The sequence below is a fragment of the Moorena sp. genome (genome assembly GCF_982860115.1).
On the sequence record NZ_CEYLVT010000023.1, the window covers coordinates 34,214 to 52,371 of the forward strand.

Below are 18,158 nucleotides of genomic sequence, written 5' to 3' on the forward strand. Positions count from 1 at the left end.
GGCTATCAGCTAAAGGCTGACGGCTATCAGCTAAAGGCTGACCGCTGACGGCTAAATGCTGAGAAAAAGATAAATACGTATTGAAATCCTAGGTAATTAATGGTAAACCATTGGTCAGTGGTGAAAAACCGATAGGAATTTATTGGTTGTAGGAGTGTAAAATGTCCCGAAGACTGACTATTAATGGTTTTGAAATTAATGACGATAGCGATTGCTTTGTAATTGCTGAAATTGGGAATAACCATCAAGGCAGCTTGGAAAAGTGTAAAGAAATGTTCCGGATTGCTAAGGAATGCGGAGCGAATGCTGTAAAACTACAAAAACGAGACAATCGTGCCCTTTACACGAAAGCTGCTTTTGACAGACCTTATGACCATGAAAATAGTTTTGGTTTGACCTACGGTGAACATCGGGAGTTTCTAGAATTTGGTGCTTACGAATATCAGGAACTGAAAAAGTATGCTGAAGACGTAGGGATTACGTTTTTCTCTACTGCTTTTGATATTCCGAGTGCGGACTTTTTGGGTGAGTTGGATATGCCAGCTTATAAGATCGCTTCTGGAGACCTTAAGAGCTTGCCCCTAATTAAACATATTGCTCAATTCCAGAAGCCCATGATCGTTAGCACGGGTGCAGCTACGTTAGAAGATGTGCAACGGGTTTACGATGCGATTATGCCGATTAACCCCCAGCTGTGTATCCTCCAATGTACGGCAAGCTATCCAGCGGACTTTGAAGAACTTGACCTGAAGGTGATCGAGACTTATCGGGAACTGTTCGGTGATAGTGTGATTGGTCTATCTAGCCATGATAACGGTATCGCTATGGCAGTGGCGGCTTATGTTCTTGGGGCTCGTGTGATTGAGAAACACTTTACCCTGAACCGGGCGATGAAAGGAACAGACCATGCTTTTTCCTTAGAACCGACAGGGTTGCGCAAGATGGTAAGAGACCTAAGACGCACTCGCCAAGCTTTTGGGGATGGGGTGAAGAAGGTACACCTAAATGAACGTCCTGCTTACTTCAAGATGGGTAAAAAACTGGTTGCTGCGGATAATTTACCTGTAGGACATGTTTTAAGGGCAGAGGATATCGCGATGAAATCCCCAGGGGATGGTTTACCCCCCTATGAATTGGACAATGTGATTGGTAAAGTCTTAACCAAACCCCTAAGGGTGGATGAGTCGATTACTTTGGCTGGGTTGGTGGAAAATATTAAACAGATTGCTGTGTAGGGTATTGTTGGCTTCGTGAATTATTTTGACCTCTCTGGCAAAATCGCTATTGTTACTGGAGTCTTAGGTAAACTAGGACCGGTTTGGAGTCGGGCATTACTGGATGCTGGCGCAACGGTTGTGGGCATAGACCTACCATTGGCTCAGGTGCCAAAGTCTTTTGAGCTACTTCAAGGGCATTATCCCAAGACTCGTTTGTGTTTGGAGCGGGGTGATATATGCGATCGCACTGCCATGACCGCAATTCGCGATCGCATCCTGAGCGACATTGGCATTCCTGATGTGATTGTCAACAATGCTGGGATTGACCAACCTCCTGGTCCAGTGACAACCTACCCCTTGGACGAGATCCCCCTAGAGATTTGCCGCAAGGTATTTGAGGTGAATCTCTTGGGAGCATTCCAAGTGACCCAAGTCTTCGGTAGCCCGATGGTGGAAGCTAGACGAGGTTCAATCATTAATATCGGTTCCTTGTATGGGAGCGTATCTCCCGATGCCCGGTTTTATGAGCATCTGGAGTGCGATCCTCCTTTTTTAAAACCCCCTGCCTATGGGGCATCGAAGGCAGCACTGGTTAATTTAACCCGGTACTTTGCTACCCACTGGGGACCCTTTGGTGTCCGGGTTAATACCCTTTCTCCGGGAGGAGTATTGGGTGGACAGGATCAGGAATTCAAACGTAAATTTTGCGATCGCGTTCCTCTAGGACGGATGGCAGAGTTTGAAGATTTACTTGGCCCATTAGTGTTTCTAGCATCCGATGCCTCTGCCTATGTCACAGGTATCGAACTCCGAGTCGATGGCGGTTTTACCGTTTGGTAGACTAAACTGGTGCATCTCACTGTTTTAATGCAGTCGCTGAGGTCGGAAACCTCCTCAGGTCGGCGCTGCATAGCTGAGTTATTGATTTACAAGATGCACCCTTTAATAAATAAACGTTTTCTTGAATACCAGAAGCACTTTAACTATCCCTACACCAAGCGAAAGGTTTACGAAAGGATTAGTAGATTTTTAAACTTTCCTACTTATAGTATTCGCAAATATTTAGCCTTTCAAGTCATTAAGCGTAACCAAAAATTACCTAGTGTATCTAAAAAAGATGGATTTCTAGTGTGGTTTCCCCAAGAGTTTGATGCGGTTAACCAAATAATTGCGGAATCTCGGGACTATATCGCTACTGTTGATCAATCTATTTTTACCAAAAAAGGTGAAGGAAAGGAACAATACCTCAGAGGTATCCATCCAGATAAGTCTAGACTTACGGAGTCTTTAGTAAAACTAGCTTGTGATCCAACGTTAGTAAGTATAGTAACAAAATACATTGGCATTTTACCAATTATCAATGGCGTTAAGTTACTCTACTCGCCCAATAAAAAACTCTATGAAGGAGGAGCTCAATTTTTTCATTTAGACCCAGAAGGCGTTAGGCAAATTAAGTTATATATTTATGTAGAGGATGTGACAGAAGAGTCTGGTCCTCTGACTCTAATTCCAGCACAAGAATCGCAGAAAATATACCGATCTTATCAAGGAGGAAGACTAAAGGATGAGTGGATCAGTCGCTTCATTGATCCGCAACACTTCTATTCGATAACTGGTGCGTCTGGGACAATGATATTTGCCGATACATCCCGATGTTTCCATTTCGGTAGCCGACCAGGAAAAAACCCCAGGTTTGTGATTATACTACAATATATATCGCCCTTTGCCATCAATTTTCCCTGGTTCGGGTGGGTTAGAAAGCCACTTCATGCTCCCTTGGTTAATCACAATACTTCAATGATAGACCAATATCTTTTGGGAGCTCAATAGATGGAATAGGGAGTAGGGAGTAGGGAATCGGGAATCGGGAATCGGGAGTAGGGAATAAATTATGTTTAGTTTATAGCTATGAAAAACGCAATACTGATATATTGCCGCAGTACAAAAAAACTTAATAACGGAAGTGATAACAATCAATTTCAGTGCTGAAATAGTCAAATTTTATCACTGCTCCCTGCTCCCTGCTCCCTGTTCCCTATTCCCTGCTCCCTGCTCCCTTTTCTTATAAATCCTATGTTCACAACTCAAATAAAAATGCTATATCATTACTCACCATGAGATACTTCCAAGGGGGAACAACTAATGGCACCAGACTATTTACCAAGCCAAGTCTTGAACTGGATTAATGGTCAACAAGTAACAGCAGTGGCAGGAGAATGGTTTGATAAGCTAGACCCCACCAATGGTCAAGTGCTATGTCAGGTAGCTCGCTCAAGAGCAGCAGATATTGAGCAAGCGGTAAAGTCAGCTAAACAGGCTCAACCGGCTTGGGCTGATACTCCTCCCGTACAACGGGGAAACATCTTACACGAGATTGTGCTGGGTATGAAAGCCCGTCAGGAAGAGATTGCCAAGATAGTAGCAGCAGAAACGGGTAAGTCCTATGGTTCAGCTTATGGAGAAACTGGCGGTGCGATCGCATTAGGATTATTCTACGCGAGTGAAGGACAACGGTTGTATGGTCGCACCACTACCAGCGGTGTGGTTAATAAATATGCCATGACTGTGCGTCAACCTCTGGGAGTCGCTGGATTAATTATTGCGGCCAATACTCCCATTGCTAATGTAGCCTGGAAAGTCTTTCCAGCCCTGGTTTGTGGCAATAGCGCGGTATTAAAAGTAGCAGAAGACACTCCCGCCACGGCTTGGATAGTTGGACAAATTGCTCAAGAGGCTGGGTTACCCCCTGGTGTACTCAATATTATTCAGGGATATGGTGAAGAAGCGGGCGCTCCCTTGGTTGCCCATACTGATGTGGCTGTGGTTAGCTTTACCGGCTCCACAGAAGTAGGACGAATTGTGCAACGGGTAGCTGGGGAGCGCTTTGGTAGGGTATCCCTGGAATTGGGGGGTAAGAATCCCTTGGTTGTGTGTGATGATGCGGATTTGAACAATGCTATCAAGTGGACCTTACTCTCAGTGTTTAGTAATGCTGGTCAACGTTGTGCTTCTGCTAGTCGAATCATTGTCTTTGACAGCATCTATGATCAATTCCGTGACCAATTAGTAGAGAAAACTAAGGAATTAAAATTAGGTCCCACTGACCAGGATGACCTCGGTCCAGTGATTAATGAGCAACAGTTGACCAACATGATTGCAGCAGTTAAACAGGCACAGCAAGCAGGAGCAACGGTGCTGGTGGGAGGCGATCGCTTAACAGACCCTGACCATGCTACTGGTTTCTATATGGCTCCGACCCTGCTAGAGAATGTAGACCCCCACGCGGAAATTTCTCAATGTGAATTATTTGGTCCGATTGCTAGTCTCTACCGGGTCAAAGACTTTAAGGAAGCTCTTGCTCTTGCCAACGATTCCCCCTATGGCTTAACTGCTTCGATTCACACTCGCAACATCCACCGTGCAGTACGGTTTTGTGAGAAAGTCCAAACTGGGGTAGCTGTAGTGAATGCCGGTACCTATGGCAGTGAACCCCATATGCCCTTTGGTGGACTCAAGCAATCTGGTAATGGTACCCGTGAACCAGGCACAGAAGCCTTGGATGTCTATTCTGAGTTGAAGGATATCTATATTAATATTGATCCTGAGCAATTTTGATCATAAGGGAGTAGGGAGTAGGGAGTAGGGAGTAGGGAAAAAATCCTGTTTCCTTTATTACTATAAGTAACGTTATATACCCTTGGATTACGGTTATCCAAGGGTAATGTTTATAGGAGCAAATAATTGCTGACCGCTGACCGCTGACCACTGACTGCTTACATGTGTTTAAATACTACCGAAAGATTATTAGCTGGCATTTGATAAGTTTTTTCAAGGATGAGATTATGATTACTAGCAACTTCTACAACATCTTCTAAATTACGTACTCCCCATTCTGGGTTTTGTTCTCGTAAATAGGAGTCAAAATCAGCATTGGAAAGTGCAGTGTGTTTATTACCTTGTTTGTAGGGACCGTATAAATATAGAATATCTCCTGATGAAAGAATACGACCAGCACCTGCCATTAATCCTAAACAAGTAGACCACGGTGAAATGTGAATCATATTAATATTCACCATCGCTACAATATCTGGTATTTCTGATAGTATTTCCTGTTCTACTTTCCAAACTGGCTGACTGACATCAATATCAAGGGGTTGATGGAGGTTGTCGCTAGGGTAATCTTTAGCCCAGGCGATGATACTGTCACGGAGGGAAGCATCAATATCCGAAGGAATCCATTTTCGAGGGTTTAACTGTTGTGCAAAATAGATAGCGTGTTCTCCGGTACCGCTAGCAATTTCTAAAATTGTGCCAGTGGCTGGTAGTATCTCTAAAAGTACGTTTAAAATTGGTTCCCGGTTGCGCTGGGTTGCTGGGGCGTATTTTCTGCTGTCCACTAATTCTTCTCCCCGATAATGATAAGAGTGGTAACGGGCAAGATGCCCATTCCACGGCAAGATGCCCATTCCACGGCAAGATGCCCATGCCAAAAAGCTATTAATATCATCCCATACAGCGGAGTAGGCAAGAGGCAATAGGCAATAGGCAAGAGGCAATAGGCAAGAGGCAAGAGGCAATAGGCAAGAGGCAATAGGCAATAGGGAAACAATCCTCTTTACCTGATTAGACTAAAAGCCGCTATAAACATCAGTTTACAAGCTTTAAAAAAATCTAGGAAGTGGTGCGTTACGGGACGGAATGTTCCAACACTGACTACGGATAACATCAGGGCAAATCCGTCCTTAACGCACCCTACATAACTGATCATAACAGAATTTATATTATCAAAAAATTCAACAAAATACAAATAGTTGACATCTGATAATTTCCACATTTATTACACTCCCCACCCTTTCCACAATCTCCATATTTCGTAATAAAAAAAATTCCTAAACCCCTTGACAATATATTAATTTATTTATATATTAATAATGTAAGCCATTTACACTAATAACTGGTCATGAATCAAAACATTAACCCCAACTCTGATGAAAATCAAAACCCTGACAATCAAGGTCGCAAAGGGAAAAAATTCAAGCATATTTTGATTGGTTCTCCTAAACAAGTTCGGCATACTATTTATGCTATTTATGCCCTTAAATACGCCTATCCCGAGGAGTGGAGCACTCCCGAGCCTACGGAAAATCCTGGTGAAGTTATGAGCACCTTGATTCGATATTTATACCTAGACTAGGATAGGGTGTTGCCAGGGTTTGCCGCCCTGGCGGCCAAGAATTGTGGAAATTATTTTGTGGAGGGGTATGACCAAAAATTTTGGGTCTCAAGCCCCGTCCTTCCAGGACGGCTTTGTGTGATATAATAAAATGTAGCCTAGTACAGGCAGGATTCGTCGGTACTGCCAGTTTAAAAACAACGACGTAAAGCGATACTAGTACACGAGGAGCGAAAAACCTCATTAAAAACGTATGGATCCTAACAGATACCGAAAACCAGTAAAGCAAACTTTGAAAACAAAAGTACCGTGGGGCACACGGAAACTGAGGAAACTCAACGCTTAGGGAGACAAGCCCACTGGGGTTAGTTAAATTAGGCTAGATGTTTGGTTTTTAACGGGCATTTGGCTTAAGTATTGCCTTTCAGGATAACTAATTTTAAGGCATGTCGTAGAACTAAGAATCCCCGTTCTTACAGGACGGGGAGTGTCAAGTAAACTGAGTTGGGATGTTGTTGCTTTCGAGGAGTTGCAGACTAACTCGATAATAATGTATTCGTGGATCAGTAGTGATTTACATTTAAGTGCAGCTAAGCTGTACTTATGATGGTTTACAACATAGAATTCGGTCAAGAATTTGGGTTAACCAAAACTTGACCGCTTTTTTTTTATTGGTATGTATAAGGTTTATATTTGAGTTGTAAACAAAATTGTTAAATAAAAAGTCTAAAAGCAAAATACAAAAGTCAATATAGCCAATAGATTCGGGGTTTTGTAGGACAATAAAAAAAGACCTACTACGTTTACATTTCATTTATAAAAGCTAGAACAGCGGTCAGTTATCAGCGGTCAGCGGTCAGCTAGTGGCCAAAGGCCTTCCGCTGACAGTATTAGGCTGAATGCTTACCTTTGAGCTTTTGAATAAAATATCTAAGCATTCTTTGAATTTGAGTTAAGTCTGCTGAGGGCTGACGGCTGACGGCTGACCGCTGAGGCTAAAATATATAGATATAGATATTGATCAACTATCTTCTAAACTATGACAACTCTCGTATTTGTCCATGGCACAGGGGTTAGGCAAGCTGCCTATGAACAAACCTTTAAGATAGTTGAGGGGTTTGTCACTGAACAACGTCCGGACATTACCGTTGTTCCTTGCTGTTGGGGTGGGGAATTTGGGAGTAAGCTCAATGCTAAAGGGAGATCGATACCGTTGTTTGATGCTACTTTAGCTCTGGATCAGGGAGAGGAAGAGGATCAAGAGATTATTCTTTGGCAGCAGTTATATCAGAACCCCCTTTATGAGTTGGGATTGTTGTCGTTTCAACCAAGCACTGGTGGTGATAGTAATCCTTTTGGGGAACAACCGGGAGATCAATTACATGACCGGTTGCTGGATTTAATTCCTACTGGAGAATTGCAAGAAAAATTAGAAGCAGCAGGCATAGCAGAGGGGTTTGATCAGGCACGACGCCATGTTACGAGTAGTGCTGTTTATCAAGACGTATTAAACCAAGTCTCTGATTTAGATGGTGAAGATGGTGATACCATAACTAGAGCGATCGCAAGAGCAATTATTGCTCAGGCAATGTTTGACTCTCAGCAGAACAGTCAGAATCCTATAATACTTCCTAATCCGGAATTGCGTGATCAACTCGTGAAATCACTCAGTAATGCTTTGGGTAAGGAGGAAGACTTGGGATTGGGTGACTGGATCCAGAAACCACTTTCCTTATTGGCGGGTCCAGCTACAGCTTGGGTAAGGAGTAAAAGGGGTGCAATTACTGAAGCAAATACTCCTACACCTGGTGATATCATACTCTATCAAAGTCGGGGTCAGCAAATACGTAATTTTATCCAGAAAACGATAGAAGACGCTGAACCACCAGTTGTTATATTAGCTCATAGTTTAGGAGGGATTGCTTGTGTTGATTTATTAGTTACTCAACCAATGGCACAGGTGACATTATTAATTACAGTGGGTTCTCAAGCTCCCTTTTTATACGAAATTAATGCCTTATCTAGCCTAGAATTTGGTCAGCCTCTGCCAGACTTTTTTCCGGAGTGGTTGAATATTTATGATTTACGAGATTTCCTTAGTTACATTGGTGCTAATTTATTTCCTAATAAAGTGCAGGATGTTTTGGTGGACAGTAAACAACCCTTTCCCCAAGCTCATAGTGCTTATTGGACAAACCCTGCTACCTGGAAAGCAATTATCCCGAGGTTACCATGACTATTACTGCTAAGCCAGAAAAAACCTATGGGTTAATTGTCGGTATCGAAAACTATCAAGCAACAAACTGGAATGTTGATGGTCCCGTTCATGATGCTATCACGTTTGCTGATTGGTTGTTATCACAAGGAGTCCCAAAGGATAATATCAGGCTCTGTTTGTCACCTTTAAATGGAAATAGTGAACTTGTTCAAGAATTTGATATAAATTCAGAGCCAGCAACAGAGCAGAATATAGTTGATATCATTACCAATGACCTGTCTCAAAAAAACGGAGATTTACTGTTTATATTTTGGGCAGGTCATGGTTTAATTACCTCCGAACGGAATCGCAGGCTACTTTGTGCTGATGCTAGTAAAACTAATTGGCAGAATCTAGATTTTAATTCCCTGTTACTGCTTTTAGGTTCAGATGCCTTTAAAATTCCCCATCATATTTGTATAGTCGATGCTTGTGCTAATTATCTTTTAGAGTCAAGAGGGCGACCAACTAATTTGGGAGGAAAACATTTTAATAGTGGTCAACCTAGGAAAGAAAGTAAACAGTTTGTCTTACTGGCTACGAGAGAAGGGGAGACAGCAAAAGTTAACTCCTCGGAAAAAACGGGATACTTTTCCCAAGCCGTAAGAAAAGCGTTGGAGCAACACGACTGGCTGCCAGATCTGGAAGTAGTTGCTAATCACGTTAAGCAACAATTTGCTAGTTTGAATAAACAGCAACTACCAACCTATTTTTATCGTCGCAGTTGGGATGGTGATCGGGATGTTTATCATCCTAATCCCTTTGAGATTGCCCACAATATACCTACTAGTCAAGCCTGTAAGTTTGTGGATAGAGAGCAGCCACTCGAAGAGTTAGATCAGCTATTGCAAGACAACACTATTGTAGCCATTACTGATTGCACCGGTAAGGGGGGAGTAGGGAAAACAGAACTAGCAATTCGATACTCTTGGTACAAATTAGAAGATTATCCTGGTGGCTGTTGTTGGTTAAATCTCCAGGGAGTTGATATTGTCACCCAGCTCTCGGAATTTGCAATTGTGAATGATTTTCCTAGTTTTAAGATTCCTGAAAAGCTCAGCATTGCTAGCCAACTTCTTTATTGCTGGAAAAAGTGGCGACCAGGTAAGGTTTTATTAGTTTTTGATAATGTCACTGATATCAAGCAAATCCAAGATTACTTACCGCCCATGGGTTCTCGATTTAGGGTATTAATCACTACACGTAGTTCACAGTTACCCTATGCATCACTTCCTCTGGGAGAATTACCAGAAACTGCTGCTCTAGAATTATTAGCAAAGTTGTTAAGGCAGGAGTTTGATCAACAAGAGCTAGAGTTTGCCAAAACACTCTGTCAAAAAGTTGGCTGTATACCTCTAGGATTATACACTATAGCCGCACAGCGCTCAGACCTACATGAGGAGCAATCTCAACAAGGGGACTCTGGTACAGAAGTTATGCTGGAACTCAATTGGGATGCGTTAGAGTCTTCAGCTCAAACCATGGCTAGTCTTTTGAGTTTGTTTGCCTTGGCTCCTATTCCATGGTCATTAGTATCCCAGGCGGCTAGGGCAGCTAGCTTAGACTTTGATTTGGTCGTGAATCGGGATATCTTAGTTCAAAAGTATTTACTCCAGCAGTTGGATGATAACACCTACCAACTTCACGAACGGATTAGAGAGTTTTTGGCTATCAAGGGGGAACAATTAGCTGATATTGACAAACTAAAACAGGGCTTTTGTTCAGCTATCGTAGCAATAGCAAAAGATATTCCTGAGACCCCAATTCAGTCCGACATTCTAGCAATTACCCCTGCTATCTCTCACCTGGTGGAAGTTGCCACTAACCAAAAAGAATACTTAAATGACCAAGATTTAATCTGGCCTTTTGTAGGCTTAGGCCGCTTTTACCAGGGTCAAGGAGCTTACGAACAAGCCTTGCCTTGGTATCAGCAATGCTTATCAAAAGTTAGAGAGCGCTTGGGTGAAGAACACCCAGATGTGGCCACCAGCCTCAACAACCTGGCAGAACTGTACCATGACCAGGAGCGATACCAAAAAGCGGAACCCCTGTACCTGCAAGCCTTAGACCTGAGGCAACGCCTGCTGGGTGAAGAACACCCAGATGTGGCAGACAGCCTCAACAACTTGGCTTTACTGTACGAAAGCCAGGGGCGCTACCAAAAAGCGGAACCCCTGTACCTGCAAGCCTTAGACCTGAGTAAACAGCTGCTGGGTGAAGAACACCCAGATGTGGCCACCAGCCTCAACAACCTGGCTTCTCTGTACGAAAGCCAGGGGCGCTACCAAGAAGCGGAACCTCTGTACCTGCAAGCCTTAGACCTGAGTAAACGCCTGCTGGGTGAAGAACACCCAGATGTAGCCACCAGCCTCAACAACCTGGCAGAACTGTACCATGACCAGGAGCGCTACGAAGAAGCGGAACCCCTGTACAAGCAAGCCTTAGACCTGAGTAAACGCCTGCTGGGTGAAGAACACCCAGATGTGGCCACCAGCCTCAACAACCTGGCAGAACTGTACCATGACCAGGAGCGGTACCAAGAAGCGGAACCCCTCTACCGACAGGCTCTACAGATTGCTATCAATAAGTTGGGAGAGGAACATCCCACCACCCGCACTATTTCCAATAACTTCAACAATCTATTGGGAAGATCTTAATTTGGTAAATTTATGGCTAAAACTAACGATAATACTAGGGTTTTAAAGCCTAATTGAACCTGTTATATAAATCCTATCACCCTATCACCATAGTTTAGAATTGTTTAAAGACTTTACGCATTTGATATTCACAGCAGCACCTGGCACCTCTATCTCCCCAAGTAGCAGTGCCTGCCAACCAAAAGGCCACTCCAATGGATATGGAGTAATGAAATATGTTGCCAACTCTGCTTTAAAACCAAATCGTTCATAATACCTAGGATCACCATACACGAAGACAATATCCACATTCATACTATGCAATCGCTTAAGCCCAGCATAAATTAGTTTACTCCCCACACGATTACCTTGGTATTCTGGCTTAACAGCAAGTGGTGCCAGAATATACCCATGGAAATCTGGTTTTTCGGCAATAAATACAGGACTATATGCAATGTTTCCAATTATTTTATTGTCATCGACAGCTACCAATGATAGGGTACATGGCTCGGTAATATTGGAGATGAGGTCATCAGCGAGACCTGCCACAATATCACCCTCCCCGATCGGAAAGGCCGATATATGTAAGGAGCGCACGCTCTCACGATCCCTTATTTCTGCATCTCGGATAATCATGTTGTGCGGCTTCATGTCTTGAGTTATTATTTAATTCTATATCCCATAAGGTACAACTTGATCCCCCTAAATCCCCCTTAAGAAGGGGGACTTTGAGGTTGAAAAGCTTACCTCATAACTGATATACCAATCCGTGTAGGAATTGCGAGAATTTTTGTTACCTTTTCCCTACTCCCTACTCCCTACTCCCTGTTCCCTGTTCCCTGTTCCCTGTTCCCTTTGGTATAGTTTTGATCAACCCTAAATTTGCGATGAAAAATCTAACTCTGCTATCTGCTACACTCCTGATTGCTACCTCTGGATTGGTTTTGGTGGCACCCCAGGCAGCTTCAGCGTTAAATTGGAACTGGAGTTATTCTGCTCCTGGTATCGAAGCCAGTGGTACTTTCACTACTAATGATACTCCTGATGATTTGGGTTTTTTCCTGATTTCTGAAATTACTGGCACGCGCAACAGCGAAACAATTACGGGTTTGCAACCTACTGGTACTTCTACACCGGGAAACGAACCTTTCGAGGTTGACAATTTAATTAGTATTGATGGTAATCAGTTAACAACTGATGGCTTTGGGTTTTCCACCTCAGCTGGAAACTTTGTTAATGTCTTTTTCGCTAGTTTTTTGCAGCCCCCTAGTTTTTTTGAAATTTTTTCGGCACCGCCATTTATCAGTGGTTTTGAAAATTTGGGACCAGAAGATAGCGAGTTACCGATTAGTTTTTCTGCGAAACCGGTGATTGTCCCTGAACCCACTCATAGTATAAGTCTCTTTATCCTTGCCACTCTCGGCTTAGCTTCAACCATCAAACGTAAGCTGAAACCTTTTGCTTAAGCTATCAGCTATACCAAAGGGAACAGCGGATCTGGGAACAGGGAACAGGGAGTAGGGAAAAGGGAACAAAAATTCTCGCAATTCCTACACGGATTGGTATATCAGCTATAAGCTATCAGCTGACCGCTGACCACTGATAGCTTATAGCTTAGATTTACCCTGCTTGAGATTTAGTCAATAATTTCAGAATTTCTACAATCTCCCCCTGTCGCTGAGAGAGTTGTTCCTGTCGCTCATCTAAGTTTTCCATCATGCCATACACTCGGGATTGACTTTGAGCTAAATTAGACTGAGATTGTGCTAAATCGGCCATCACAGAATATAGTCGAGAGCGATCGCGTTTCAATTCACTAACAGTATCGGTTAGAGCTTCGATAGCACGAGCATTAGAATCCGTTCTTTGACGAAGCTGTTCAATCTGTTGGCTAATCTGCTCGATCGCAGTTAGTAAAAGGTTGAAACGGGTATCAAACTGGTCTGAGTTTGTCATTTGCTGCAATAGTGTTTAGTGTTTTCTCAAGATCTGTAAGCTATCAGCTGATAGCTGTTCGCGTAGCGTGGCCAAAGGCCTTTAGCTTACGCTAGTGGTTCTAAACCCTAATTAGATTGAGTCAATAATTTCAGAATTTCCACAATCTCACCCTGTCGGTTAGACAGTTGTTCCTGTCGCTGGGAAAGTTGTTCATGTCCCTGAGAAAGTTGTTCCTGTCGTTGATCTAAGTTTTCCATTAGGCCATACATTCGGGATTGACTGTCCGCTAAATTAGCCTGAGATTGAAATAAATTAGACTGAGATTGTGCTAAATTAGCCATCACAGAATACAGTTGAGCGCGATCGCGTTTGAACTCATTAACAGTATCAGTTAGGGCTTCAATGGCACGAGCATTGGAATCGGTTCTGTGACCAAGCTTTTCAATCTGTTGGGTGACAGCATCGATCCTGTGACCGAGTTGTTCAATCTGTTGGTCGATGCGCTCGAAGGCAGTCAGTAAAAGGTTGAAACGGGTATCAAACTGGTCTGAGTTTGTCATTTGCTGCAATAGTGTTTAGTGTCTTTTCAAGAGCTAGTGGTTCGCGCATCCTAATTAGATTTAGCCAGTAACTTCAGAATTTCTACAATCTCCCCTTGTCGGTTAGACAGTTGTTCCTGTCGCTGAGAGAGTTGTTCTTGTCGCTCATCTAAGTTTTCCATCATGCTATACATTCGGGATTGACTTTGAGCTGAATCTGCCTGAGCTTTCGCTACATCGGCTATCAAAGAGTAGACTCGAAAGCGATCGCGTTTGAACTCACTGACAGTCCCAGTTAAGGCTTCGATGGCACGAGCATTAGAATCGATCCTGTGACCAAGCTGTTCAATCTTTTGGTTGGTTTGCTCGATAGCACGAGCATTAGAATCGGTTCTGTGACCGAGCTGTTCAATCTGTTGGGTGATCCGCTCGAGGGCAGTTAGTAAAAGGTTGAAACGGGTATCAAACTGGTCTGAGTTTGTCATTTGCTTTGCTGCAAGATAATGTTTACGATCCCAGTTATCAATTGCTTGAAGTACGTTTTGGATTTTAGGTAATAGGGAACAGGGAATAGGGTCAAAATTCTGTGTAAATCCTAAGTAGTATCACCGCTATCATTCTGATTAAACTAGTGCAGATTCTGTATATAGTGTGATTTTTATGGTGTGATTTGCGATTACACGCTGTGACGGTTAATTTTTACCATTGCTCTATTAGAACGGTTTTTTACTACTTATGATTTACCAGATAATTTACTTTTGCCAAAAGGCCACGCTACGCGAACAAGCTTCTTCCCTTATTAAGGAAATGCTGTGTGTGGGATTTAGTTCACGGTAGCAATGAGCAATTATTACTCCCTAATCCCTACTTACTCAAACCCAGTAATTTGTACTTAAAGTAATTGATTTAAGCATATATAATTATACACTATAATGGTGAATATTGACAAGTATAAAATCCTAGCCATTACTAATAGATAACTAACGGCAATAGTGAGTTATTATAAAACCAAAAATTACTTGTAAAATTGTAACGGGCAAGATGCCCGTTCTACTACCGACTCCCGACTCCCGATTCCCGACTCCCTATTTCTGTAAACTATAAAGTGGTAACAAAAAATTTGCCAGCAAGATAATTGTCTAAGATCAGGAAAATTGGTGGATTCTAAAACTCCGACAGTAGTTGCCTTGATTCCAGCCCGGGCTGGTTCCAAACGAGTACCTGGTAAAAATATTCGTCGTTTGAAAGGGCATCCGTTAATTGCTTATACTATTGCTGCTGCAACCCAAAGCCAAGTGTTCTCAGCAGTGATTGTTTCCACTGACTCAGAGGAGGTGGCGGAAATTGCTCGTTACTATAGCGCTGACGTACCATTTTTGCGTCCGCCAGAGTATGCTACTGACAAATCACCAGATATTGAGTGGATTGATTACACCCTGAGGCGTTTGAGTGATCTTGGGCGAGAATTTGATTGCTTCAGCATCCTGCGACCAACCAGTCCTTGTCGCCAACCACAGACCATTCAACGAGCTTGGCAGGCGTTTTTGGCTCAAGCTAATCAAGTAGACTCCTTACGGGCAGTAGAGAAATGCCAGCAGCATCCTGGTAAAATGTGGGTACTCAAAGGCAACCTGATGAAACCGTTGCTTGAGCAGAACACCTTTCAATTAGGCAATTCTCAGGTTAACCATAACCTCCAACCCCCCAACCTCCAACCCCCCAACCTCCAACCCCCCAACCTCCAACCTACCCTACGGGAAGGCCAAAGGCCAACAACCAGGCGTACCCCCTGGCATAGTACTCCGTATCAGGCATTGCCAGAGGTCTATGTGCAAAATGCTAGCTTGGAAATTGCTTGGTCAAAAGTGGTACTGAAAGAGTATACAATTGCTGGAAAGGTGATTATGCCATTTATTACCCATGATCATGAGGGATTAGATATTAATGACTTGAAGGATTGGTGGTATCTGGACTATTTAATAGCACAGGGAGAAGCTCACTTACCTATGGTCTCCCAGAAACCAATTTAGTTTTTTAAATTTGGTAGGGAACAGGGAATAACCGGAACAGGGAGTAGGGAGTAGGGAGTAGGGAGTAGAAAAGAAAGAAGAGGAAAGTTGGAAGTGAAAAAAAATCCTGTGTACATCGTTATTATGAAAACCGCTCTTTTCTGTAATTATTAGTTATAATTACTTATTTATTTGAACAAGACTGCTAAGTATAATTTGTTTAAAGGTTAAGCAAGTAAATAAGTAACCGATTAAGCGCTTGTGCAGTTAAATTGGATATGATTCAGTGATAAAAAAACGTCAAACCTTATCTACCGATTCCCGATTCCCGACTCCCTAAAACCCAAAACCTGACCAATAACCAATAAGCAATAACCAATGACAAATTTATCTCTAGTCCCGTTTCGGGAGTTTGAACGCCTCAAGGATTTAAACATTACTCCCGAAACTCATACTGAGCTTTTTGCTACCTACTGTCGAATCAATACCTTATATATGATAAAACAGGCGGGTTCAGGGCATATTGGTAGTAGTTTTAGTAGTTTAGATATTGTTTGTTGGCTGTTTTTAAATGAATTACGGGTTAGGAAAACTAACTCTAATCAACCACGGGATATCTATTTTTCCTCTAAGGGTCACGATGTACCAGGTTTGTACTCGGTGTTGATTGGCCATGGTTTGCTGGAGTTTGAGCGTATCCATAGCTTGAGGCGGTTAGATGGACTTCCTGGTCATCCAGATATTTCGATTCCGTTCTTGGAAACGAATACTGGTTCCTTGGGAATGGGGGTTTCTAAGGCTAAGGGGATGATTAGCGCGAATCGGCTGATGGGTCGAGAGGGAAATGTTTATATATTAACTGGGGATGGGGAGTTGCAGGAGGGTCAGTTTTGGGAGTCTCTCCAACCAGCAGCAAATCTGGGATTCCATGAGATGACTGTGATTGTGGATCATAATAAAATCCAGTCCGATACTTGGGTGTCCCAAGTGAGTGACTTGGGGGACTTGGAACGGAAGTTTGCGGCCTATGGCTGGTATGTTGAGCGCTGTGATGGCAATGATGTCAAGGCTTTAGGGAATGCGATCGCAAAATTGAAAGCAGTCACTAACCAGCCCAAAATCCTGATTGCTGACACCATTAAGGGAAAAGGAATCTCCTTTATGGAACATACGGCCATCAAACCAGAAGAGAACTTATATCGCTTCCATAGTGGGGCACCGGATGATCAAGCCTACACGACCGGAGTCGCAGAACTAATTGCTGCTGCTAATACCCAATTGGAACAAATTGGAGCATCCCCCTTAGCATTGGAGATACTATCCTATGCCAAACCTGCTGTAGCTGATGGGGCGCAACGACTGGTTAGTGCCTATTCCAAAGCTTTGGTTACCCAAGCAGAACGGAATCAAGACCTGGTAGTACTAGATGCCGATTTAATGCTCGATTGTGGGTTGATTCCCTTTAAAGACAAGTTCCCGAAACGGTTCTTTGAGTGTGGCATTGCCGAACAAGATATGGTATCTCAGGCCGGGGGGATGGCACTGAAAGGGTTACTGCCCATCGTGCATTCCTTTGCTTGTTTCCTATCCACCAGACCCAATGAGCAAATCTATAATAATGCTACCGAACGGACTAAGATTATTTATGTTGGCTCCCTAGCTGGGTTGCTACCGGGTGGTCCTGGTCATTCTCACCAATCGGTAAGGGATATTTCTGCCCTAGGAGCGATACCGAATATGGTGATGATTGAACCAGCTAATGAAGCAGAAGTATCCCTAGCTCTAGACTACTGTTTGCATCGAACTATCAGTAGTTGCTATATCAGGCTAGTCTCGATCCCCTGTCAGATTCCCTATCAATTACCAGAGGATTATCAGTTGGAATTGGGTCAGGGGATTGCCTTAACTGAGGGGCAAGACGCTATTTTATTTGGTTACGGTCCCGTGCTGCTGCCACAAGCCTATCAAGCTGCCCAGTTATTGGCTCAGAATCACGGTATCACCCTAAAAGTAGTGAATTTGCCTTGGCTAAATTTTGTAGATTTAGACTGGTTGGAGCAAATCCTCCAAGGTTACTCCTGGGTGTTTACCCTAGATAACCATTATGTAATAGGAGGACAGGGAGATCGGATTGTAAGTGGGTTGGCAGAATTAGGATTGTCTGGACAATTACAGGTCAGGCAATTTGGAGTATTTAATATTCCGAAATGCGGTCAAAATCAGGAAGTGCTTCGTGCTCATCGGCTAGATGCTGAAAGTTTAGCATTTGAAATTAATAAAACTATGATGTAGCATTTTTAGTTAAGTTGTGACTATACTCCTTCAAGCCAAGGCAAGAGGCAAGAGGCAAGAGGCAAGAGGCAAGAGGCAAGAGGCAAGAGGCAAGAGG

Annotated in this window: 16 protein-coding genes; 10 read left to right on the plus strand and 6 right to left on the minus strand. The window is 43.1% G+C overall.

All coding sequences use genetic code 11. The features are described 5' to 3' along the window. Nucleotides 1-161: 161 nt before the first annotated feature. The 3 genes from AC4II3_RS06550 to AC4II3_RS06560 all read left to right on the plus strand — a co-directional run bounded on the left by AC4II3_RS06550 (nucleotide 162) and on the right by AC4II3_RS06560 (nucleotide 3,047). The gene (locus AC4II3_RS06550) at nucleotides 162-1,235 is read left to right on the plus strand and encodes an N-acetylneuraminate synthase family protein (RefSeq protein WP_488007806.1); all 1,074 of its coding nucleotides are present in this window, start codon (nucleotides 162-164) and stop codon (nucleotides 1,233-1,235) included. Between the two features lie 15 nt (nucleotides 1,236-1,250). Beyond that, the gene (locus AC4II3_RS06555) at nucleotides 1,251-2,057 is read left to right on the plus strand and encodes an SDR family oxidoreductase (RefSeq protein ID WP_488007804.1); all 807 of its coding nucleotides are present in this window, start codon (nucleotides 1,251-1,253) and stop codon (nucleotides 2,055-2,057) included. A gap of 93 nt (nucleotides 2,058-2,150) precedes the next feature. Further along, complete coding sequence (locus AC4II3_RS06560) at nucleotides 2,151-3,047, plus strand: phytanoyl-CoA dioxygenase family protein (RefSeq protein ID WP_488007802.1); 897 nt, start codon at nucleotides 2,151-2,153, stop codon at nucleotides 3,045-3,047. Here the strand turns inward: AC4II3_RS06560 and AC4II3_RS06565 are convergent. Continuing rightward, entirely contained in the window at nucleotides 3,012-3,215 is a 204-nt protein-coding gene (locus tag AC4II3_RS06565) for a hypothetical protein (RefSeq protein WP_488007801.1), read from the minus strand. The two genes, AC4II3_RS06560 and AC4II3_RS06565, sit on opposite strands and share 36 nt — an antisense overlap. Nucleotides 3,216-3,359: 144 nt before the next feature. Between AC4II3_RS06565 and AC4II3_RS06570 the strand changes: the two genes are divergently transcribed. Further along, nucleotides 3,360-4,832: an aldehyde dehydrogenase family protein gene (locus tag AC4II3_RS06570; RefSeq protein WP_488017219.1), complete on the plus strand. Its 1,473-nt coding sequence runs from the start codon at nucleotides 3,360-3,362 to the stop codon at nucleotides 4,830-4,832. A 158-nt stretch (nucleotides 4,833-4,990) separates the two neighbouring features. Here the strand turns inward: AC4II3_RS06570 and AC4II3_RS06575 are convergent, their stop codons facing one another. Next, nucleotides 4,991-5,614, minus strand: a complete 624-nt coding sequence (locus AC4II3_RS06575; RefSeq protein WP_488017223.1) for a DUF938 domain-containing protein — start codon at nucleotides 5,612-5,614, stop codon at nucleotides 4,991-4,993. Nucleotides 5,615-6,177: 563 nt separating this feature from the next. Between AC4II3_RS06575 and AC4II3_RS06580 the strand changes: the two genes are divergently transcribed. The 3 genes from AC4II3_RS06580 (at nucleotide 6,178) to AC4II3_RS06590 (ending at nucleotide 11,304) form a co-directional block, all read left to right on the plus strand. Next, the gene (locus AC4II3_RS06580) at nucleotides 6,178-6,411 is read left to right on the plus strand and encodes a hypothetical protein (RefSeq protein WP_488029221.1); all 234 of its coding nucleotides are present in this window, start codon (nucleotides 6,178-6,180) and stop codon (nucleotides 6,409-6,411) included. Nucleotides 6,412-7,429: 1,018 nt separating this feature from the next. Next, nucleotides 7,430-8,626: a hypothetical protein gene (locus AC4II3_RS06585; RefSeq protein ID WP_488016306.1), complete on the plus strand. Its 1,197-nt coding sequence runs from the start codon at nucleotides 7,430-7,432 to the stop codon at nucleotides 8,624-8,626. Beyond that, nucleotides 8,623-11,304: a tetratricopeptide repeat protein gene (locus AC4II3_RS06590; protein WP_488016304.1), complete on the plus strand. Its 2,682-nt coding sequence runs from the start codon at nucleotides 8,623-8,625 to the stop codon at nucleotides 11,302-11,304. The genes AC4II3_RS06585 and AC4II3_RS06590 overlap by 4 nt, the downstream gene beginning before the upstream one ends. Nucleotides 11,305-11,388: 84 nt before the next feature. Here AC4II3_RS06590 and AC4II3_RS06595 read toward each other — a convergent pair whose 3' ends face one another. Next, nucleotides 11,389-11,919, minus strand: coding sequence for a GNAT family N-acetyltransferase (locus tag AC4II3_RS06595; protein ID WP_488029222.1), 531 nt, complete (start codon nucleotides 11,917-11,919; stop codon nucleotides 11,389-11,391). 251 nt (nucleotides 11,920-12,170) lie between these two features. Between AC4II3_RS06595 and AC4II3_RS06600 the strand changes: the two genes are divergently transcribed. Next, nucleotides 12,171-12,749 carry a PEP-CTERM sorting domain-containing protein gene (locus AC4II3_RS06600; protein ID WP_488029223.1) on the plus strand — a complete coding sequence of 193 codons (579 nt, stop codon included), beginning with the start codon at nucleotides 12,171-12,173 and terminating at the stop codon, nucleotides 12,747-12,749. A 154-nt stretch (nucleotides 12,750-12,903) separates the two neighbouring features. Here AC4II3_RS06600 and AC4II3_RS06605 read toward each other — a convergent pair whose 3' ends face one another. The 3 genes from AC4II3_RS06605 to AC4II3_RS06615 form a co-directional block, all read right to left on the minus strand. Then, the gene (locus AC4II3_RS06605) at nucleotides 12,904-13,239 is read right to left on the minus strand and encodes a hypothetical protein (protein WP_488016941.1); all 336 of its coding nucleotides are present in this window, start codon (nucleotides 13,237-13,239) and stop codon (nucleotides 12,904-12,906) included. Nucleotides 13,240-13,346: 107 nt separating this feature from the next. After that, nucleotides 13,347-13,781 (minus strand): hypothetical protein, encoded by a 435-nt coding sequence (locus tag AC4II3_RS06610; RefSeq protein ID WP_488016943.1) that lies wholly within the window; start codon nucleotides 13,779-13,781, stop codon nucleotides 13,347-13,349. A 50-nt stretch (nucleotides 13,782-13,831) separates the two neighbouring features. After that, a complete protein-coding gene (locus tag AC4II3_RS06615) occupies nucleotides 13,832-14,245 on the minus strand; it encodes a hypothetical protein (protein ID WP_488016945.1) in 414 nt (137 codons plus the stop codon). Between the two features lie 669 nt (nucleotides 14,246-14,914). Between AC4II3_RS06615 and AC4II3_RS06620 the strand changes: the two genes are divergently transcribed. Together AC4II3_RS06620 and AC4II3_RS06625 are read left to right on the plus strand one after the other, a co-directional pair. Further along, nucleotides 14,915-15,790, plus strand: a complete 876-nt coding sequence (locus tag AC4II3_RS06620; RefSeq protein ID WP_488029224.1) for an acylneuraminate cytidylyltransferase family protein — start codon at nucleotides 14,915-14,917, stop codon at nucleotides 15,788-15,790. Nucleotides 15,791-16,147: 357 nt separating this feature from the next. Then, nucleotides 16,148-18,061, plus strand: a complete 1,914-nt coding sequence (locus AC4II3_RS06625) for a transketolase family protein (RefSeq protein WP_488015587.1) — start codon at nucleotides 16,148-16,150, stop codon at nucleotides 18,059-18,061. The last annotated feature ends 97 nt before the right edge of the window (nucleotides 18,062-18,158 follow it).